General features: G+C 63.5%; 18 protein-coding genes and 1 riboswitch. Of the genes, 13 read left to right on the top strand and 5 right to left on the bottom strand.

All coding sequences use genetic code 11. From position 1 onward, the window contains the following. Nucleotides 1-3 precede the first annotated feature (3 nt). The 6 genes from OCX61_RS21170 (at nt 4) to OCX61_RS21145 (ending at nt 7,633) form a co-directional block, all read left to right on the top strand. Nucleotides 4-1,398, top strand: coding sequence for a sensor histidine kinase (locus OCX61_RS21170; RefSeq protein ID WP_261941236.1), 1,395 nt, complete (start codon nt 4-6; stop codon nt 1,396-1,398). A gap of 115 nt (nt 1,399-1,513) precedes the next feature. Next, entirely contained in the window at nt 1,514-2,413 is a 900-nt protein-coding gene (cysM, locus tag OCX61_RS21165; RefSeq protein ID WP_261941235.1) for a cysteine synthase CysM, read from the top strand. Next, the gene (rlmD, locus tag OCX61_RS21160; protein WP_261941234.1) at nt 2,414-3,772 is read left to right on the top strand and encodes a 23S rRNA (uracil(1939)-C(5))-methyltransferase RlmD; all 1,359 of its coding nucleotides are present in this window, start codon (nt 2,414-2,416) and stop codon (nt 3,770-3,772) included. It begins immediately after the preceding gene. Between the two features lie 96 nt (nt 3,773-3,868). Then, on the top strand, nt 3,869-6,109 hold the full coding sequence (relA, locus tag OCX61_RS21155) for a GTP diphosphokinase (RefSeq protein WP_261941233.1): 2,241 nt from the start codon (nt 3,869-3,871) through the stop codon (nt 6,107-6,109). A gap of 124 nt (nt 6,110-6,233) precedes the next feature. After that, nucleotides 6,234-7,067 (top strand): nucleoside triphosphate pyrophosphohydrolase, encoded by an 834-nt coding sequence (mazG, locus tag OCX61_RS21150; protein ID WP_261941232.1) that lies wholly within the window; start codon nt 6,234-6,236, stop codon nt 7,065-7,067. A 26-nt stretch (nt 7,068-7,093) separates the two neighbouring features. Then, on the top strand, nt 7,094-7,633 hold the full coding sequence (locus OCX61_RS21145) for a DUF2058 domain-containing protein (protein WP_261941231.1): 540 nt from the start codon (nt 7,094-7,096) through the stop codon (nt 7,631-7,633). Between the two features lie 52 nt (nt 7,634-7,685). On the opposite strand, the gene OCX61_RS21140 is transcribed toward OCX61_RS21145, so the two are convergent. From OCX61_RS21140 to purM, 4 genes are all read right to left on the bottom strand, one after another. Continuing rightward, nucleotides 7,686-7,868 carry a hypothetical protein gene (locus tag OCX61_RS21140; protein ID WP_085675339.1) on the bottom strand — a complete coding sequence of 61 codons (183 nt, stop codon included), beginning with the start codon at nt 7,866-7,868 and terminating at the stop codon, nt 7,686-7,688. Between the two features lie 204 nt (nt 7,869-8,072). Continuing rightward, the gene (locus OCX61_RS21135) at nt 8,073-8,783 is read right to left on the bottom strand and encodes a DUF3108 domain-containing protein (RefSeq protein ID WP_261941230.1); all 711 of its coding nucleotides are present in this window, start codon (nt 8,781-8,783) and stop codon (nt 8,073-8,075) included. Between the two features lie 8 nt (nt 8,784-8,791). Beyond that, nucleotides 8,792-9,445 (bottom strand): phosphoribosylglycinamide formyltransferase, encoded by a 654-nt coding sequence (gene purN, locus OCX61_RS21130; RefSeq protein ID WP_261941229.1) that lies wholly within the window; start codon nt 9,443-9,445, stop codon nt 8,792-8,794. Next, nucleotides 9,445-10,503: a phosphoribosylformylglycinamidine cyclo-ligase gene (gene purM, locus OCX61_RS21125; RefSeq protein WP_261941228.1), complete on the bottom strand. Its 1,059-nt coding sequence runs from the start codon at nt 10,501-10,503 to the stop codon at nt 9,445-9,447. Before purM ends, purN begins: the two co-directional genes overlap by 1 nt. A gap of 255 nt (nt 10,504-10,758) precedes the next feature. On the opposite strand from purM, the gene OCX61_RS21120 reads away from it, so the two are divergent. The 6 genes from OCX61_RS21120 to OCX61_RS21095 all read left to right on the top strand — a co-directional run bounded on the left by OCX61_RS21120 (nt 10,759) and on the right by OCX61_RS21095 (nt 17,884). Next, nucleotides 10,759-11,829: a DUF2066 domain-containing protein gene (locus tag OCX61_RS21120; RefSeq protein ID WP_261941227.1), complete on the top strand. Its 1,071-nt coding sequence runs from the start codon at nt 10,759-10,761 to the stop codon at nt 11,827-11,829. 12 nt (nt 11,830-11,841) lie between these two features. Then, a complete protein-coding gene (locus OCX61_RS21115; protein ID WP_261941226.1) occupies nt 11,842-12,915 on the top strand; it encodes an AI-2E family transporter in 1,074 nt (357 codons plus the stop codon). 153 nt (nt 12,916-13,068) lie between these two features. Further along, entirely contained in the window at nt 13,069-13,776 is a 708-nt protein-coding gene (gene hda / locus OCX61_RS21110) for a DnaA regulatory inactivator Hda (protein WP_008092169.1), read from the top strand. 127 nt (nt 13,777-13,903) lie between these two features. After that, nucleotides 13,904-14,542, top strand: coding sequence for a C40 family peptidase (locus OCX61_RS21105; protein ID WP_261941225.1), 639 nt, complete (start codon nt 13,904-13,906; stop codon nt 14,540-14,542). A gap of 139 nt (nt 14,543-14,681) precedes the next feature. After that, nucleotides 14,682-15,215 (top strand): C40 family peptidase, encoded by a 534-nt coding sequence (locus OCX61_RS21100; RefSeq protein WP_261941224.1) that lies wholly within the window; start codon nt 14,682-14,684, stop codon nt 15,213-15,215. Nucleotides 15,216-15,337: 122 nt separating this feature from the next. Beyond that, on the top strand, nt 15,338-17,884 hold the full coding sequence (locus tag OCX61_RS21095) for a dermonecrotic toxin domain-containing protein (RefSeq protein WP_261941223.1): 2,547 nt from the start codon (nt 15,338-15,340) through the stop codon (nt 17,882-17,884). Between the two features lie 12 nt (nt 17,885-17,896). Here OCX61_RS21095 and OCX61_RS21090 read toward each other — a convergent pair whose 3' ends face one another. Next, nucleotides 17,897-18,814, bottom strand: a complete 918-nt coding sequence (locus OCX61_RS21090; protein WP_261941222.1) for a LysR family transcriptional regulator — start codon at nt 18,812-18,814, stop codon at nt 17,897-17,899. Nucleotides 18,815-18,938: 124 nt separating this feature from the next. Here OCX61_RS21090 and OCX61_RS21085 point away from each other — a divergent pair, with 124 nt between their 5' ends. Then, the gene (locus OCX61_RS21085) at nt 18,939-20,000 is read left to right on the top strand and encodes a tartrate dehydrogenase (RefSeq protein WP_261941221.1); all 1,062 of its coding nucleotides are present in this window, start codon (nt 18,939-18,941) and stop codon (nt 19,998-20,000) included. A gap of 130 nt (nt 20,001-20,130) precedes the next feature. After that, nucleotides 20,131-20,352: riboswitch (cobalamin riboswitch) on the top strand. Nucleotides 20,353-20,432: the final 80 nt, after the last annotated feature.

The raw sequence follows: 20,432 nt of genomic DNA, 5'->3' as shown, positions 1-20,432 counted from the left end.
ACCATGCTCGACCGCCATTCGCTGTTCTGGAAGCTGGCCATCCTGCTGGTGGGCTTCTGTCTGTTGATGATTGGCCTGAGCTACACCTGGGGCCGCCATATGGAAACCCAGAACGCCTTTCTCGACGAGCCGGCGCGCCAGGTGCTGCGGGACTATGCCCGCGAGGCGGAGCAGGCCTGGCGCGACGGCGGGCGTGAGGGCCTGGACCGCTGGATGGCGGCGATGCACGCGCGCGAGCGCGGCTGGATCGGTGTGCTCGACCTCAACCTGAGGCCCCTGGACAGTGCCATTCTCGGCCCCGAGATCATGCAGCGGCTCACCCGCCTGCGTGGCGTCGACTGGCCCATGAGCCAGCGCAGCGTCGGCCAGCCGTGGTTGCGCATTCCGTTCCCCGGCGCGCCGGAGCAGGGCATGCTGGTGATCGAGCTGCCGCAGCGGCTCAATCCTGGTCGCTATCGGGTGTTCTGGCAGGTCGTCACCAACGGCATCATCCCCGGCCTGTTCACCTTGCTGCTGTGCGTTGGGCTGTACCGCATGCTGATCGTCCCGCTCAACCAGCTGCGCGAGCAGGCCAATGCCTGGCGCGCCGACCAGCTTTGCGCACGTCTGGATTCCCGCACCACCGCCCGGCACGACGAGCTGGGCGAACTGGCCCGAGCCTTCGATCAGATGGCCGAGCGCCTGCAGGGCACGGTGATGCTGCAGCAGCAACTGCTGCGCGACCTGTCCCACGAAATGCGCACGCCGCTAAGCCGCCTGCGCGTGGCCTGCGATGGCGAGACCGACCTGGCGCGCCTGCGTGAGCGCCTGAGCCGTGAGGTGGACGGCATGCAGCGGCTGGTGGAGAACACGCTGCAACTGGCCTGGCAGGATGCCGAACGCGCGCCGATGAACCTTGAGCCAATCCAGGTTCAGGCGCTGTGGGACCTGCTGAGCGAAGACGCCAGCTACGAAAGCGGTTGGTCGCCCGAGCGCCTGCGCTGCGAACTGCCGGGCCATTGCTGGGTGCAGGGCAACCTCAACTACCTGGCCCAGGCGGTGGAGAACATGCTGCGCAATGCCATCCGCCATTCGCCGGAGAACGGCCTGGTGCGCTTGGGTGGGCAGCGCGAGGGGGGGTATTGGCGCTTGTGGCTGGAAGATGAGGGCAGCGGTGTGGCCGATGAAGACCTGGAGCGGATCTTTGCACCGTTTTCCCGCCTCGAAGGTTCACGACCGGGGGATGGTGGATTTGGCCTGGGCTTGAGCATCGCCAGAAGCGCTATCCAGCGCCAGGGTGGAACCCTGTGGGCGGAAAACGGCAAGCGGGGGCTGCGGCTGTGCATGAGGTTGCCGATTCATGTGCCGGCCTCTTCGCAGGACAAGCCCACTGCCACAGGGCCATTGCTCACATCATGATCAATGCCGGGCTTCTTATAGCCTGTAGCTATACCGACCACAGATTGCGTGATATGGCCGCGAAGGGTTTGCCGGTATGATAGGCACCCCTGCCGTCCGGATTGTGAAATACGCCATGACCTTGCAGTACCCAACCATCGCCGATTGCGTCGGCAATACGCCCCTGGTTCGCCTGCAGCGCATCGCTGGCGAAACCAGCAATATCCTCCTGCTCAAGCTCGAAGGTAACAATCCCGCCGGCTCGGTGAAGGACCGCCCGGCACTGTCGATGATCACCCGCGCCGAACTGCGCGGCCAGATCAAGCCAGGCGACACCCTGATCGAGGCCACCTCCGGCAACACCGGCATCGCTCTGGCGATGGCGGCGGCGATCAAGGGTTACAAGATGATCCTGATCATGCCCGACAACTCCACCGCCGAACGCAAGGCAGCGATGACCGCCTACGGCGCCGAGCTGATCCTGGTGACCAAGGAGCAGGGCATGGAAGGCGCCCGCGACCTCGCCGAGAAACTGCAGGCCGAAGGCCGCGGCCTGGTCCTCGACCAGTTCGCCAACGGCGACAACCCGATCGCCCACTACAGCAGCACCGGCCCGGAGATCTGGCAGCAGACCCAGGGCACCATTACCCATTTCGTCAGCTCCATGGGCACTACCGGCACCATCATGGGCTGCTCGCAGTACCTCAAGGAACAGAACCCCGACGTGCAGATCGTCGGCCTGCAGCCGATGGAAGGCTCGGCCATTCCGGGTATCCGCCGCTGGCCCGAGGAATACCTGCCGAAGATCTTCGATGCCACGCGTGTCGATCGCGTGATGGACATGTCCCAGCAAGAGGCCGAGGACACCACTCGCCGTCTCGCTCGCGAAGAGGGCATTTTCTGTGGTGTGTCTTCCGGTGGTGCGGTGGCAGCCATGCTGCGCCTGTCCCGCGAAGTGGAAAACGCCGTGATGGTCGCGATCATCTGTGACCGCGGCGACCGCTACCTGTCCACCGGCCTGTTCGACCCGAGCTAAATGTCCAAGAAAAAGAGCAACAGCGGCCTGCGCTTTCAGCCGGCCGGCGGCAACCGCACGCCCCAGGTCCCCGTGGGCAAGAAGCAGCGCCTGGAGATCGAGCGCCTGGCCGGTGACGGCCGCGGCATCGCCTTCCTTGAGGGGCGCACCTGGTTTGTCAGTGGCGCCCTGGCCGGCGAAGCCGTCGAAGCACGCGTGCTCAATGCTCGCGGCAAGGTGGTCGAAGCGCGCCTGGAGCGGGTGCTGCAAGCCAGCCCTGAGCGCCGCCAGGCGCCGTGCCGTCATTACGACCGTTGCGGCGGCTGCAACCTGCAACACCTGCCGCACGACGCCCAGCTGGCGCTCAAGCAACGCACCCTGGCGGAACAGTTGCAGCGGGTGGCCGGCGTGCAGCCCGAAGAATGGGCCGCGCCCTTGAGCGGGCCGGAGTTCGGCTACCGGCGCCGGGCGCGGGTAGCGGTGCGCTGGGACGTCAAGGCCAAGCACCTGGATGTCGGTTTCCGCGCTGAAGCCAGCCAGGAAATTGTCGCCATAGATGACTGCGCCGTGCTGGTACAGCCTTTGCAAACTATTCTTCGCCACTTGCCGACGGTGTTGCGCTCGCTGGGCAAGCCGCAGGTCATCGGCCACGTGGAGCTGTTCAGTGGCACTGCCGAAGCCGTACTGGTGCGCCATGTGGCGCCGCTGCCGGCGGACGACCTGGCGCGCCTGCAGGCATTTTGCGACGAGGCCAGGGCGCAGCTCTGGCTGCAAGGCGAGGGTGAGCCGGCCCCCGTCGATGCCGAGGCGAAACTGGGCTTTGCCCTGGCGCCTTGGCAGCTGGAGCTGGCCTGGCGCCCGGGCGATTTCGTCCAGGTCAACGCCCAGGTCAACACGGCGATGATCGAGCAGGCCCTGGCCTGGCTCGCACCGCAGGCTGACGAGCGTGTGCTGGACCTGTTCTGCGGCCTGGGCAACTTTGCCCTGCCGCTGGCGCGCCAGGCACGTGAAGTGGTGGCGGTGGAAGGTGTGCAGGCCATGGTCGAGCGGGCCGCGGCCAACGCCCGGAACAACGATGTGCATAACGCCGCGTTTTTTCAGGCCGATTTATCGCAGCCTTTGGCAGGTGCCGGATGGGCCGCCGAAGGCTTTTCTGCGGTACTCTTGGATCCACCGCGCGACGGTGCTTATGAGGTGGTGCAAGGCATCGCCCGCCTCAATGCCAAGCGGTTGGTGTATGTATCGTGCAACCCGGCCACGCTGGCGCGAGACGCCCAGGTGCTGGTTGGCCAGGGGTACCGGTTAAAAAGGGCCGGGATTCTCGACATGTTTCCTCAGACGGCGCATGTCGAAGCCATGGCGTTATTCGAAGCGGGCTAGCAGGCTGGCCCCTTGGTGCGGCTTCCACGGAAGCGAAGTCGCACGGTGATAGCCAGCGCACCCGTGTGGTGCGCTGTATGGAAAGGTAAAACAAAGATGGTACAGGTGAGAGTGCACCAGCCGGTCAACACAGACGGCAGTATCAATCTCGAAGCATGGCTGGATCATGTGGTGAGCGTCGATTCGGCACTGGATCGCGTGGCGCTGAAAGAAGCCTGCGAGTTCACCCAGGAAATCGAAAAGAAGGGCAACCCGGCCAAGCATTCGTGGGCCGATGGTACGTCCAGTTTTCAGGCCGGCCTGGAAATCGCCGAGATCCTTGCCGACCTCAAGCTCGACCAGGATTCGCTGGTCGCGGCGGTGATCTACCGTTCGGTCCGTGAAGGCAAGGTGACCCTGGCCGAAGTCGGCCAGCGCTTTGGCCCGGTGGTGTCCAAGCTGATCGACGGCGTGCTGCGCATGGCCGCCATCAGCGCCAGCCTCAGCCCGCGCCAGTCGCTGGTGCTGGGCTCGCAGGCGCAGGTCGAGAACCTGCGCAAGATGCTCGTGGCCATGGTCGACGACGTGCGCGTGGCGCTGATCAAGCTGGCCGAGCGTACCTGCGCGATCCGAGCGGTCAAGTCTGCCGATGACGAAAAACGCCTGCGCGTGGCGCGCGAGGTGTTCGACATCTATGCGCCGCTGGCCCACCGTTTGGGCATCGGCCACATCAAATGGGAGCTGGAAGACCTGTCCTTCCGCTACCTGGAACCCGACCAGTACAAGCAGATCGCCAAGCTGTTGCACGAGCGCCGGCTGGACCGTGAGCGCTTCATCAGCGATGTGATGAACCAGCTGCAGAACGAGTTGCTGGCCACCGGGGTCAAGGCCGACATCAGCGGCCGGGCGAAGCATATCTATTCGATCTGGCGCAAGATGCAGCGCAAAGGCCTGGAGTTCAGCCAGATCTACGACGTACGTGCGGTGCGCGTGCTGGTGCCAGAAGTGCGCGATTGCTATACCGCGCTGGGTATCGTGCACACCCTGTGGCGGCACATCCCCAAGGAATTCGACGACTACATCGCCAACCCCAAGGAAAACGGCTATCGCTCGCTGCACACCGCGGTGATCGGCCCCGAGGGCAAGGTGCTGGAAGTGCAGATCCGCACCCACGGCATGCACGAGGAGGCCGAGCTCGGCGTTTGCGCCCACTGGCGTTACAAGGGCACCGACGTCAAGCCGAGTTCCAACCACTACGAAGAGAAGATCTCCTGGCTGCGCCAGGTACTCGAATGGCATGAAGAGCTGGGCGACATCGGTGGCCTGGCCGAGCAGCTGCGGGTCGATATCGAGCCTGATCGGGTCTACGTGTTCACCCCCGATGGCCACGCCATCGACCTGCCCAAGGGTGCCACGCCGCTGGACTTCGCCTACCGCGTGCACACCGAGATCGGCCACAACTGCCGTGGCGCCAAGATCAACGGGCGCATCGTGCCGCTCAACTACAGCCTGCAGACCGGCGAGCAGGTGGAGATCATCACCAGCAAGCACGGCAACCCGAGCCGCGACTGGCTGAACTCCAACCTGGGCTATGTCACCACCTCGCGGGCCCGGGCCAAGATCGTCCACTGGTTCAAGCTGCAGGCGCGGGACCAGAACGTCGCCGCCGGCAAGACCTTGCTCGAGCGCGAGCTCAGCCGCCTGGGCCTGCCGCAGGTGGACTTCGAGCGCCTGGCCGAGAAGACCAACGTCAAGACCGCCGAGGACATGTTTGCCTCGCTCGGTGCCGGTGACCTGCGCCTGGCGCACCTGGTCAACGCCGCTCAGCAGTTGCTCGAGCCCGAGCGCATCGAGCAGATCGAGCTGGTGCCGCGCAAGCCTACCGGCCCGCGTACCGGCAAGCGTGGCGACATCCAGATCCAGGGCGTCGGCAACCTGCTCACGCAGATGGCCGGCTGCTGCCAGCCGCTGCCGGGCGATGCCATTGTCGGCTACATCACCCAGGGTCGCGGCGTCAGCATCCACCGCCAGGACTGCGCTTCGGCGCTGCAACTGGCCGGCCGCGAGCCGGAGCGGATGATCCAGGTAAGTTGGGGCCCGATTCCGGTGCAGACCTACCCGGTCGACATCGTCATCCGTGCCTACGACCGCCCGGGGTTGTTGCGCGACGTGTCGCAGGTGCTGCTGAACGAGAAGATCAACGTGCTGGCGGTCAACACCCGCTCGAACAAGGAAGACAACACTGCGCTGATGTCGCTGACCATCGAGATTCCGGGCCTGGATGCGCTGGGGCGCTTGCTGGGGCGGATTTCGCAGTTGCCGAACATCATCGAGACGCGGCGTAACCGTACCCCTTGAGACCGTGGCGCCTGCTTCGCGGGCAAGCCCGCTCCCACAGGATGAGTGCAATCCGTCTGATGTGCGCTCTATCAGTGGGAGCGGGCTTGCCCGCGAAGAAGGCTTCACCGAAGGACCTGCTTAAATGACCTACACCCTCGAAGACCTGCTGCACCTCATGGCCCGCCTGCGCGACCCGCAATACGGCTGCCCGTGGGACCTCAAGCAGAACTACGCGAGCATCGTCCCGCATACCATCGAAGAGGCGTACGAAGTCGCCGACACCATCGAGCGCGGCGATTTCGAGCACCTGCAGGGTGAGCTTGGTGACCTGTTGTTCCAGGTGGTCTACTACAGCCAGCTGGCCCGGGAAGAAGGGCGTTTCGAGTTCGATGGCGTGGTCGACAGCATCACCCGCAAGCTGATCCGCCGTCACCCCCACGTATTCCCGACTGGCGAGCTTTACGCGCCGCTGGACACCCCCAGCCTGAACGAGGCCGAGGTCAAATCCCGTTGGGAGCAGATCAAGGCCGAGGAGCGCGCCGAGAAAAGCACCCCTGAACAGTTGTCGCTGCTCGATGACGTGCCGGCGGCATTGCCGGCGCTGTCGCGGGCGGCCAAACTGCAGAAGCGTGCGGCCACCGTCGGTTTCGACTGGCCAGCGGCACTGCCGGTGCTGGACAAGGTGCGCGAGGAACTCGACGAAGTGTTGCAGGCCATGGCCGACAACGACGCCGACGCCCTCGAGGACGAAGTCGGCGACTTGCTGTTTGCCGCCGTGAACCTGGCCCGCCACCTCAAGCAAGACCCGGAAAACGCCCTGCGCCGCGCCAACCGCAAGTTCGAGCGGCGTTTCCGCTTCATCGAACAGGCATTGCGCGACAGCGGTCGGCCGATTGAAGATTGTAACCTTGACGAGCTGGACGCCCTCTGGGGCGAAGCCAAGCGTCAGGAAAAGAACCTGCCCAGCTGCGGCTGAGCTGTTGCATAAGTGAGTGAACATTCATGAGCCTTTCCCTTCGCGACCAATTGCTCAAAGCCGGTCTGGTCAACCAGAAACAGGTCTCGCAGACCAACAAAGCCGAGAAGAAACAAAAACGCCTGGAGCACAAGGGCCAGGTCGAGGTCGACGACAGCCAGCAGCGCATGGCCAAGGAAGCCATGGCCGAGAAGGCCAAGCGTGACCAGGAACTGAATCGCCAGCAGCAGGAAAAGGCCGAGCAGAAGGCCCGTGTGGCGCAGATCAAGCAATTGATCGAAGCCACCCGCTTGCCCAAGCTGACCACCGAGGATTACTACAACTTCGTCGACGACAAGAAGGTCAAGCGCATTGCCGTCAACGCCCTGATGCGCACCCGCCTGAGCAACGGCGCGCTGGCCATCGTCTCGCATGCCGGCGGCTACGAAGTGATCCCGCGCGAGGCGGCGGTGAAGATTCAGGAGCGTGACCCGAGCCGCATCCTGCTGCTCAATACCCATGTCGAGGAAGCCGACGAGGACGATCCGTACGCGGCCTACAAGATCCCTGACGATCTGATGTGGTAAACACGAAAAACCCCGCTCAGGCGGGGTTTTTTATTGAAGGCTGTGTCATTCGTCATTGGGTAGTGCGCTGGTTTTCCAGGTCTTCCAGCTCTGCCCGATACTGGTGGGCTTCATGTTCATTGTGGAACATCCCGACCAATTGGCCCTGCTGGTGCACATCCCAGATCCGCACGCCAGCGGCCAGGCCTTCGTGGGACATTTTCGATTCGTCACGTTCGGTTACTTGGACTGTCATCGGTAAACTCCACTGCTAGGGTTTGCTGCGACACTCTGTCGCACACCCCCTTTATAGAGTTTGTTAGCAGGCTAAGTAAATAAAATGGCCATGAAACAAGTTTCATCAAGACCCGAATGCGGTCAATTTTCTAGGAGCGGCCATCAGCCGGGCACAAAAAAGCCCCGCACTGGCGGGGCTCCGGATATTGCGGGCTGTAGCGGATCAGTTACCCTTCACCGACTTGCCATCGACCGTGCCATCCTGCAGCACGATGACGTATTCCTTGCCATCGGTTTCGACCTGGCGTAATTGCACCAGCAAGTAGTCCCAGTCCTTGGCGAACCAAAGCTCGGTTATGCGCTTGCTCTGGCTCGGATCGCGCACGCGCTCGACCTTCACCGCATCGACCTGGCCGGTCTTGGTGGTGACTTTCTCGGTACCCAGTACGCGGAAATCGTAGGCGTCGATCTCGTCACCATCGACCACCTGGTAGGTCATGCTCTTCTTGCCGGCAGCCACATCGTGTTGCAGGGCCAGCTGGTAGGACGACTTGTCCAGCACGCCGCGGTTGAGCGGCAGGTTGATGGGGTCCTTGCGGTCGGTGCCGGTGATCTTCTTGCTGTTCCAGTCGAAGGTCAGGTCGACAGTCTTGGCCTTGCCCAGGCCACCACGCTCGAAGTGGTACTTCTGCGGCAGCAGGGTGTCGTTGTCCAGGCGCAGGGTGCTTTGCTCGGTCAGGCTGGCGATCATCATGGAAGCCTTGAAATTCAGGTCCCAGGTACCGTTGGCATTCTTGACCAGGCTGCGCTCGGCAGTACCGCTCATGGGCAGTTGCTTCCAGTCGGCGGTGTAGCTTGCCGAGAACGGCTTCAGGTCAGCTGCCTGGAGGGGCAGGGCGAGCACGGTGAGAGCCAATAGCAGGGCGCGACGCATAAGTTCTCCTAGGGTCGAATCAAGTGACCACTGGCCGGCAGCGGTTGTTCGTCCAGTAACGCACCCTGTTCACCCAAGCGCAAGCGACCTTGGGCAAACCAGTGCACCGCCAGCGGGTAGATCTGGTGTTCCTGATGGTGGACCCTTTGGGCCAGGCTTTCCACCGTGTCATCAGCCAGCACCGGGACCACAGCCTGTACGACCAGAGGCCCGCCATCGAGTTCCTCGGTGACGAAGTGTACGCTGCAGCCATGCTCGGCGTCGCCTGCCTCCAGTGCCCGGCGGTGGGTATGCAGGCCCTTGTAGCGGGGCAGCAGCGACGGGTGGATGTTGAGCAGGCGGCCCTGGTAGTGGCGCACGAAGTCGCCACTGAGGATGCGCATGAATCCGGCCAGCACCACCAGGTCCGGGGTGAAACCGTCGATGCGCGCCATCAGCGCGGCATCGAAGGCTTCACGGCCGTCGAACTGGGTGTGGTCGAGCACCACGGTGTCGATACCGGCCGCCTGGGCCCGTTGCAGGCCATAGGCATCGGCGCGGTTGGAGACCACCGCGGCGATGCGCACCTGGCTGTCCTGCGCGTGGCAACTGTCGATCAAGGCTTGCAGGTTGCTGCCGGAACCCGACAGCAGTACCACTACATTGCAGGGCTTGCTCGGCATCAGTGTGCCTTGAGGTTCTGCAGTTGGACCTGGGCAGCGCCTTCGGCGGCTTCGGCGATGTGGCCGATGACCCAAGGCTGCTCACCGGCGGCGCGCAGTTCGTTCAGGGCGGCTTCGACCTGATCCTGGGCAACGCAGATGACCATGCCGACGCCGCAGTTCAGGACGCGGTGCATTTCGTGCTCGTCGACGTTGCCTTTTTCCTGCAGGAAGTCGAACACCGCCGGGCGCTGCCAGCTGGCCACGTCAACCACGGCCTGGGCATTCTTCGGCAGTACGCGCGGGATGTTGTCCAGCAGGCCGCCACCGGTGATGTGGGCCATGGCCTTGACAGCACCGGTGTTCTTGATCAGTTGCAGCAGTGGCTTGACGTAGATGCGGGTCGGCGCCATCAGCAGGTCGGTCAGTGGCTTGCCATCGAGCTGGGTGTTCTCGATGTCGGTGCCGGACACTTCGAGGATCTTGCGGATCAGCGAGTAGCCGTTGGAGTGCGGGCCGGAGGACGGCAGGGCGATCAGCGCGTCACCGGTGGCAACCTTGGAGCCGTCGATGATCTCGGCCTTTTCCACCACGCCGACGCAGAAGCCGGCCAGGTCGTAGTCTTCGCCTTCGTACATGCCTGGCATTTCGGCGGTTTCGCCGCCGACCAGGGAGCAGCCGGCCAGTTCACAGCCAGCGCCGATGCCGGTGACCACGGTCGCGGCGACGTCGACGTTCAGCTTGCCGGTAGCGTAGTAATCGAGGAAGAACAGCGGCTCGGCGCCGCAGACCACCAGGTCGTTGACACACATGGCGACCAGGTCCTGGCCGATGCTGTCGTGCTTGTTCAGGTTCAGTGCCAGGCGCAGCTTGGTGCCGACGCCATCGGTGCCGGAGACCAGCACCGGCTGCTTGTAGCCGGCCGGGATCTCGCAGAGGGCGCCGAAGCCGCCCAGGCCACCCATGACTTCAGGGCGTGCGGTGCGTTTTGCCACGCCCTTGATGCGTTCGACCAGTGCTTCGCCGGCGTCGATGTCTACACCGGCGTCCTTGTAGCTCAGGGAGGGTTGCTTGCTCATTGATCCAGGCCTTTAAGAGGGAGGGATTCGTAAAAACGACCATGACGGCCAAGGCCGGCTTGGAAGCGGCGGCTGCCTGAAACGTCAGTGGTCTGTGAAGGCGCGCGATTTTATCAGGGTTGCCGTGCAGCGGCCATCCTCAGGCCGACGGGCAGGGCGGTAAATTGCTGAAAAAGGTGTGCGGGTGGTTGATACGCCGCCTTCTGTATAAGCTGCAAACCACATGCTTCATGCGCAATTGGACAGGAATCCCCCATGCGACTTCTCAATTATCTGGCAGCAGGGTGCCTTGCACTGGCCAGCCTCACTGCGCAGGCCGAAACCGTCTCCGGGCTCTATCAAGTGCGCGAACCAGTCGAAGGGCAGGGCGCCGAAGCCCGTACCGCAGCCACTGCCAAGGCCCTCGATACCTTGGTGCTGCGCCTGACCGGCGACCCCAAGGCGGCGCAGAACCCGGCGCTGGCCGAGCTGCGCAAAGACCCGCAACAGATCATCAACCAGGTCGGCACCGAAGCCGGGCCGCCGGAGTCGGTGCTGGTCGAATTCGACCCCGGCAGCACCGATCGTACCTTGCGCAAGGCTGGCCTGGCGTTGTGGGGCAGCAACCGGCCATCCATCCTCGGCTGGTGGCTCAACGACAGCGCCGAAGGCAGCAACCTGGTCGGTGACGGCCAGGCCAGCGCCCAGCCGCTGCGCCGTGCTGCCCAGCACCGGGGCTTGCCGCTGCGCTTGCCACTGGCCGATCTGCAGGAGCAACTGCTGGCCAACGCCAAGCAACTCGAAGGCAACGATCCGGCACCGTTGCGCGATGCCGCCGAGCGCTATGGCGCCGATGCCATGCTGGCGGTGCACGCCCAGGAAGCCGATGGCAAATGGCAAGGCAAATGGCAGCTGTGGCTGGGCGGCCAGCGTGAGCAGGGCAACGCCGAGGGCGCTGACCAGGCTGCCCTGGCGGACGCTGTCATGCTGGCGGTCAGCAGCCGCCTGGCGCCGCGCTACGTGATCAAGGCCGGTGCCAGCAGCCAGTTGCAGTTGCAGGTGCAAGGCATGAACCTGCAGCGCTATGCCGAGCTGAGCCGGGTGCTGGAACCCTATGGCCCACGCCTGCAGCTGGCCGATGGCGGCACGTTGACCTATGCGGTCACCGGCAATCGCGAGCAACTGCGTGCCCAACTGGGCCTGGCCAAGCTGCAGGAGGTGCCGGTCGAGCAGGTGCCGGCTACCCCGGTCACACCCGCGCCCGGCGCAGGTGCTGCGCCGGGCCAGCCAGCCGCGCCTGCACCTGTTGCAGCCAAGCCGTTCGACGGCCTGCGATTCCGTTGGTAAGGGGCGCTAACGATGACTGACATGCGTCGCTGGATCGGCTGGGGGGCTGCACTGCTGATCGCCGTGCTTCTCTATAGCCTGCACAATATTCTTACGCCGTTCCTGGTCGGCATCTTGCTGGCCTACCTGGCCGACCCGCTGGTCGACCGCCTGGAGCGCCTGGGCCTGTCGCGTACCTGGGGTGTGGTCGTGGTGTTCGGCCTTTTCACCCTGCTGCTGCTGGCCTTGCTGCTGGTGCTGGTGCCGTTGCTGGCCAAGCAGTTGCTGCGCCTGTACGAACTGGCGCCACAGATGCTCGACTGGCTCGAACATGTGGCGCTGCCCTGGGTGCAGGGCCGGCTGGGCCTGGCCGACGGGTTCTGGAAGTTCGACAAGATCAAGGCCGCCATCGGCGCGCACATGGGGCAGACCACCGATATCGTCGGCATGCTGCTGTCCCATGCCACCGCTTCGAGCCTGGCGCTGATTGCCTGGCTGGCCAACATGGTGCTGATCCCGGTGGTTGGCTTCTACCTGCTGCGCGACTGGGACCTGATGATGGCCAAGCTGCGTGGCCTGCTGCCGCGCCAGCGTGAGCCGCAGGTTGTAGGGCTGGCTGGCGAATGCCATGAAGTGCTGGGGGCATTTGTCCGTGGCCAGCTGATGGTGATGGTCGCACTGGGCGTCATCTATTCCGCCGGCCTGATGTTGGTCGGGCTTGAGCTGGGCCTGCTGATCGGCATGCTCGCGGGCCTGGCCGCCATCGTGCCGTACATGGGTTTCATCATTGGTATTGGCGCGGCGTTGGTGGCGGGGCTGTTCCAGTTCGGGGGAGAGCTGTACCCGATGCTCGGCATCGTCGCGGTGTTCATGGTCGGGCAGGCGCTGGAAGGCATGGTGCTGACACCGCTGCTGGTCGGCGACCGTATCGGCTTGCATCCGGTGGCGGTGATCTTCGCCATTCTCGCTGGCGGCGAGCTGTTCGGCTTCACGGGTGTGTTGCTGGCGTTGCCGGTGGCTGCAGTGATCATGGTCCTGCTGCGCCATGTGCATGACCTGTACAAGGAATCGGACATGTACGCCGGGGATGTCGATCCGGATCTGTGAGCGTTGGGGGCTGCAGGGCAGCCCCGCAACAGCGCAACTCGTTGATTTTACTTGTGCTATCCGCCTGCATGATTGTGCGCCCTGCGATGCGGGTATAGACTTTGCAGATTGTTCACCAAAGGCCCCCTGCGGTCCCGCCGACCGCCCGCGAGCATGAAACCACCGATCCAGTTGCCCTTGGGTGTGCGCCTGCGCGATGACGCCACCTTCATCAACTACTATCCGGGCGCCAATGCCGCGGCGTTGGGCTATGTCGAACGGCTTTGCGAGGCCGACGCCGGCTGGACCGAGAGCCTCATCTATCTGTGGGGCAAGCAGGGCGTCGGTCGCAGCCACCTGCTGCAGGCGGCCACCCATCGCTTTCAGCAGCGTGGCGAACCCGCTGTGTACCTGCCGCTGGCGCAATTGCTCGATCGTGGCGTGGAACTGCTCGATTACCTGGCGCAATACGAACTGGTGTGCATCGACGACCTGCATGTGATCGCCGGCAAGGCAGACTGGGAAGAGGCGATGTTCCACCTGTTCAACCGCCTGCGTGACAGCGGCCGCCGCCTCTTGCTGGCTGCCTCGGCCTCGCCCCGCGAATTGCCGATCAAGCTGCCCGACCTCAAGTCACGCCTGACCCTGGCCCTGGTCTTCCAGATGCGCGGCCTGTCCGACGAAGACAAGCTGCGTGCCCTGCAATTGCGGGCCTCGCGCCGCGGCTTGCACCTGACCGACGAAGTCGGCCATTTCATCCTGACCCGCGGCACGCGCAGCATGAGCGCGCTGTTCGACCTGCTCGAACGCCTCGACCAGGCCTCCCTGCAGGCTCAGCGCAAGCTCACCATCCCTTTCCTGAAGGAAACCCTCGGCTGGTAAGCCCCGTAAACACTGGGCTTTGAAGGGCAAAACAAAAAAGTCACATCTTTTTCGATAAAATTTGCAAATGGCCATGATAGAGGGCATAGTTTCATCCTTCTAAAGGATTACAGACACGGTCGTGCCCATGCTGAAGCGCTTCGCACCCCTCGTGCCACTCGCACTCGTGACCCTGCTTATTGGCTGCGCGGCTCAAGGCCCGGTTTCCCAGCCTCAGGATCACACCCCGGTTGCCTCGCAATCGGTCAACAAGGCCAAGGCTTCGCCTTCGTCGGTCTTCGGCGAAGAAGAACAGGCCACTGAAGATGACCTGGAGGCCTTCTCCAGCAGCAAGCCTTATCAGCTCCCGGTGCTGGCAGACAGCATCCTTGAGCGCGGCATGTCGCTGATCGGCACCCGCTACCGCTTCGGTGGTACCTCGGAAGCCTCCGGTTTCGACTGCAGCGGTTTCATCGGCTACCTGTTCCGCGAAGAGGCTGGCATGAACCTGCCGCGCTCGACCCGCGAAATGATCAACGTCGATGCACCCAAGGTAGCTCGCAACAAGCTTAAACCAGGTGACCTGCTGTTCTTCAGCACCAATGGCCGTGGCCGTGTCAGCCATGCCGGCATCTACCTGGGTGACAATCAGTTCATCCACTCCAGCAGCCGCCGCAGCGGTGGTGTGCGCATCGACAGCCTCGGTGATCGCTACTGGAGCAAGACCTTCATCGAAGCCAAGCGTGCCTTGGCCATGGCGCCGACCACCAATATCGCGCGCAACTGATATCAAAATGATGTACCCTGCCACGGCGGCGTAGCTTGAAAAAAGCTCGCCGCCGTGCGCATTTACAGAAAGCGTCTAATCTAAATTCTCAACTATTTTTCGGCTGCGGCCGTTCGGTCTCAGACAGGAAGTTCTGGCCATGGCGATGATGGCGCGCTTCGCATTCCTTTCCCTGGTGGCATTGCTTGCCGCCTGCTCCAGCCGTGCCCCGGCACCGGTCCCTGTGGTGCAGCCGCAGATTACCTTCAGCCAGCCCGAAGGCTCGCCGCTCGCCGATGACGTGTTGATGCGCGCGATCGGCCTGGTCGGCACACCGTATCGCTGGGGCGGCAACACGCCGGACTCCGGTTTCGACTGCAGCGGCCTGATCGGTTATGTGTACCGCGATGCCGCGGGCATCAGCCTGCCGCGCTCCACGCGCGAAATGATCGTCATGCGCGCGCCCACCGTGGACATCAACTCGCTGCAGTCGGGTGACCTGGTGTTCTTCGCCACGGGTGGCGGTTCGCAGGTCAGCCATGCTGGCATCTACGTCGGCGAAGGGCGCTTCGTGCATGCGCCCCGCACAGGCGGTACGGTTCGCCTGGATTACCTGTCCAACAGCTACTGGTCCAAAGCCTACCTGCAGGCCAAGCGGGTCATCCCGCAGGGGAATCTGGCGCAGAACCGCTGAGCCTCGTGCCACGCCCCGCTGTCCTGGGCGGCTGATTGCGCCGACGGCAGCATACATCTACCTCTGCGCTCTCGCTCGGCGGTGCCAGGCTGGTTGCCCGAATGCAACCGCCTGGAGAGACCATGAGCACAATCGATCAACGCATGAAACGCAGCCTTGCGGCGCTGGACGCTGGGCGCCCGTTGGTGCGCCTGGTAGACAAGCTGCTGGGTGATTACCCTGATCCTTATCTGCTGGCGAGCGAACATGCGCAGCAGATCATGCTCAAGCACACCGGCAAAAAGATGGATCCCCGGTTCGTCTGGTGGCACCAGTTCAACACGGCAGGCTCCAGCAGCACCAGCTTCACGGGTTGGCGTCACAGTGGGCCACCGCAGAAGTCGATGGTGATGACCGAACTGGTGATCGAGCGATTCGACCTGTATTTCCAGGACGCGTCCGACCAGCTCGATCAGGTGGGTGGCTTTTATTTCCAGGGGCCGCATGCCGCTGCGTACGACCAGCGAAACGAAGTCCGGATGCTGGGCAGCGATGTGCAGAAGGACTTGTGGCAGCTGGATTTCGCGGTGCTCTACCGTGACCAGGTGGAACGGTTCTGGTCCGTCAATGGTGCCCGTTTTGCCGTGATTGCCAAGATCAACCTGCTGGGGCAAGGGGCGAAAGCACTGCGCGACGGCAACATCAGCAGGCTCGATTGGCAGCGTCTGCGCGCCTTGGTGGCTGACGATCTCAGCGAAGATGAACTGCCGACCCTGGCCAAGCTGCAGCGTGATAGCTCGAGCAATGCCCTGGCCGTAGACCGTTATGTGTTCGCCGAGGGTGACAGGGGAGGGCTGTTCACCTTGCAGGCCGAGGATGGCCGAACCTTGGTCTACATGCCCTGGGCCAGCGAGGCGCTCATGGGGTTCGATTCCGGGCTGGCGATGGCACGTTGGCTGCGAGTGCAACTGCAGTCTGCGGCGACACTGGAGGCGTTCATCGAGGGCTGCCACAGCAACCCGCGTGACAGGGCCATCAACCAGCTGATTCGCGTTCACCTGCAAGGTATTGCCGACAGCCGAACGGATCAGGCTGGGTTGATCGCCTTGTCTCTTTTCAAGCGCCGGCTGGGCACCAATCTCTTCGCCTGGGTGGCCAGCCAGGCCGCCGAGGAAATGCGCCGCAATGCCCTGCTGCTGCAGGACAACAGCAGGCTGCGCAAGGCGATGTGCAGCAGTTATCTGTCGGCGTTTCTCGGCGTTTTTGGCGGGCTTGCCCCATTGGGTTGGCCCATGTCGCTGATCCTGCTGGGCGCCAGCATCAGCAAGGTTGGGCTGGATGTCGATGAAGCGTTGCATGCCGTCGACGAGCAGGGGCGCCAGGACGCCCTGCGCTCGGCGATGGTCGAAAGCATCTTCGCCACCTTGAACATGATCGATATCGGCTTCCAGTCGACCTTGGCTGCCCTGGCCTACCCGACACCGCCCCATGAGCAAGGCGTCGTCGTGGAGGACTGGGAGGTCGTGGAGTCCGCGACCTTGGCTGTGCAGGGGCAGGAAAGCAATGCACTGCCCGATACCGTGGCGGCGACTAGCGGGCGCTTGCAAGGCATCAGGGTCCGAGCGGACGGCAGCTGCTGGATCGACCTAAACGGTTTTACCTACCGGGTGCGATACAGCCACGAACTCGAAGTCTGGCTGGTGGTGCCGGCAGACAACCCGTTTGCTTTCGGGCCGTTGCGGCCTGTGCGCCTGAATCAAGGGGGGGAGTGGGAGCTGCTGCAATCGCCACGGCTGGCTGGTGGTACGCCACCGGCCGTGGAAGGCATGGGCAGCACATCGTCTTCGTTCTGGGATACCTACACATCCATCAATGCAGAGCAGAGCAAGCGCCTTTCAAGCCGTGCCCTGCAACGGCAGAAGGCGTTGCTCAAGCACTGGTCGGTGGCCGAGCTCCAGCTCGGGCAAGCACCTGCCAGCGATGCCAATGGGCTGGAGTGCGTCATGGTGGATGGCCGCCCCAGCTACTCCTATCGCTACGGGAATGAATACTTCAACGTCCTGATCGAGTACTACACCAGTGATGAATCAAGGGTAAACGACGTTTTCCGTTCAGGTATCTATAGATACGGCGATGAAGACAGCTATATAAACAATCTGGCCGATAGCTTGGGGCAACTGCCCAAGAGCAACGAAGTCACGCTCTATCGCGGTGGGCACCGGTCGCGCGGTACCAGCGGTGAGTTCTATCGCAATGGCCATCTGCGGCTCGGTGATGTGCTAGTGAATACCGATTTCACTTCATTTACCGAAAACCCCTACAAGGTCGCCGAGTTCGCCTCCTTGCCTTTCGCCGAGGCTCCGGGCGGATTGCCGGGGTTGTTCGATGACAGTTCAGTGGTGTTCGAGCTGCCAGCCGGGGCTTATCGCGAAGCGACGCCGGTCAGCGCATTCTCCATCTACTGGGACGAAGCCGAGTCGATGTTCATGCCCGGCAACTACTTCCGCATCGAAGGCCTGGAGCAGGTCTATGGTGAGCATTACCGCTTCATCAAGGTCACGCTCAGGCAGATCAGCGCGCCTGCTTCTGGCGCGGTTCATGATCTGCGCACCGGGCTTGCCTTCGACCTTGCTGCCTATCGCGCACGGTTCAAGTCGGCGCAACTGCCTCAGCGATTCTTCCCGGCATGACCGCGCAAGCGCTCAAGGCACGTCTTCCAGGTCGAGATGGTCGATGCGTTCGAAACGTTCGATGAGGAAGTCGATCAGGCGCCGAACACGCGCCGAGAGGTGCAATTGCTGCGGGTAAACCGCATAGACATCGGCGCGGGTGGGTGTCTGGTCCTCCAATAGCAGGCGCAGGCGCCCGCTGCGCACGTAGCGGGCGATGTCCCATTCGGCGCGCAGCAGAATGCCGTGACCCTGCAAAGCCCAGTTCAACGCCACCTCGCCGTCATTGCAGCTTAATGCGCCACGCACCTTGATGTTCTGGGTGCGGCCGCCATTGGTGAAGGTCCACACGCCATAGGGCGATTCGTTCTGGCGCAGGAAAATGCAGTTGTGCTGGCTCAGGTCCGTCAGCTTCTGCGGCGTGCCGTGCTTCTCCAGATACAGCGGGGAGGCGCACAGCAAGCGGCGGTTGGAGGCGATCTTGCGGGCGTGGAAGGACGCATCCGGCAGGCTGCCGAAACGAATGCCCAGGTCGAAGCCATGGCTGGCCAGGTCCAGCGGATGGTCGCTGATCTCCAACTGCACCTCGATGTCGGGGTGGCGGGCATAGAAGTCGGCCAGTGCCGGGCCGATGTAGCGGCGGCCGAAGCCCAGCGACGCGTTGACCCGGATCAGCCCCTTGGGTTCGGCACGGTGCTGGCCGATCAACTGCTCCACTTCGTCGACCTGGGCGAGGATCCGCGCGGCATGAGCGAAGTACAGCTCGCCCTCGGCGGTCAAGCTCATGGAGCGGGTGGTGCGGTTGACCAGGCGGATGCCCAGGCGTGCTTCCAGCGTGGCCAGTCGCTTGCTCACGGCGGGTGGCGTCACGCCCAGCTCACGGGCCGTGGCGGCCAGGCTGCCTTGCTTGGCCAGCAGATGGAAGAAGCCCAGGTCCTGTGTCGGATTCATCATTAACCCATGGTTACTTAAGAGGTAATCCAGGGTTAACTGCTGCCCTGATTTCACTACATATACTCGCCCCATCCCCGCTGGCACAAGCCCGGCGGGCCACAGCAAGCATGGGAGTCGAAACATGAACAACTACAAGATCGCCGCCATCCCGGGTGATGGCATCGGGGTCGAAGTGATTGCGGCGGGAGTGGAAGTGCTGCAGGCCCTGGCGGCCAGGCGCGGTACCTTCGGCATTGATTTCCAGCACTTCGACTGGGGCTCGGAACGCTACCTGCGTGAGGGCCAGTACATTCCCGAGGGTGGCCTGGAATCGCTCAAGGCCTTCGACGCCATCTTCTTCGGCGCCGTGGGCAGCCAGCAAGTGCCCGATCATGTGTCGCTGTGGGGCCTGCGCCTGCCGATCTGCCAGGGCTTCGACCAGTACGCCAACGTACGCCCGGCGCGCGTGCTGCCTGGCATTGCCAGCCCGCTGGCCAAGGGCAAGGCAATCGACTGGGTGATCGTGCGCGAGAACTCCGAAGGCGAATACTCCGGCAGCGGTGGCCGGGTGCACCAGGGGCTGCCGATCGAGGTGGCTACCGAGGTCTCGACCTTCACCCGCGTGGGCGTGGAGCGCATCCACCGTTTCGCCTTCGAACTGGCCCGCACTCGCCCGGCGAAGCACCTGACCCTGGTGACCAAATCCAACGCCCAGCGCCACGGTATGGTGCTGTGGGACGAAGTGTTCGCGGACGTGGCCAAGGATTACCCGGATGTGCGCACCACCCGTGAGCTGGTGGACGCGGTGACCACCACCATGGTGCTCAAGCCCGAGCAGCTGGATGTGGTGGTGGCGACCAACCTGCATGCCGACATCCTCTCGGACCTGGCCGCCGCACTGTCCGGCAGCCTGGGCATCGCGCCCACTGCAAACCTCAACCCGAGCCGCGAATTCCCGTCGATGTTCGAACCGATCCACGGCTCGGCCTTCGACATCACCGGCAAGGGCGTGGCCAACCCGATCGCGACATTCTGGACGGCGGTGATGATGCTTGAACACCTGGGCGAGGCCGCCGCTGCGCGCGAGCTGATGGCGGCTATCGAAGCGGTGACCGAAAGTGGCCTGCACACGCCGGACCTGGGTGGCAAGGCAACCACTCGCGAGGTGACCGACGCAGTGCTGGCGTTGCTCCGCCGCGGGTAGTGTCTGTCGGTGTTTTTGTAGCGCCTGTGAGATCGAGCGCCGCGCGGGCGGCGCTCGATTCATGCCCTGGCGCAAAAACCAGGCCAGACACCCCGCATATCGATTTGACGCTCCCGGTGCAACCCTCTAACCTTCGCGGCGTGTTTCAGGTGCCCTGCCAGCCCCGACTGGGCAGGGTGAAACTGGGAAGCCGGTGGTCGCCAACAAGGCGCGATTCCGGCGCTGCCCCCGCAACGGTAGGTGAGTAACGGCCGCGCAGGGCCACTGGGTACAGGTACCCGGGAAGGCGCGCAGGCTTGGGCCGGATGGCTCGCTCACAAGCCCGGAGACCGGCCTGATACTGCCAACGGCATCACGGAGGGTGATGCGCGGTGCACCGTGGCTCCGGCCATGGCTCCTGCGCGTTCTCCGTCTGCCCGCCTATTACCTGTC

It is taken from the genome of Pseudomonas sp. LRP2-20, assembly GCF_024349685.1.
Lineage (GTDB): Bacteria > Pseudomonadota > Gammaproteobacteria > Pseudomonadales > Pseudomonadaceae > Aquipseudomonas.
The sequence above is the reverse complement of the archived record's forward strand: the minus strand, read 5'-3'. Positions and strand labels throughout refer to the sequence as shown.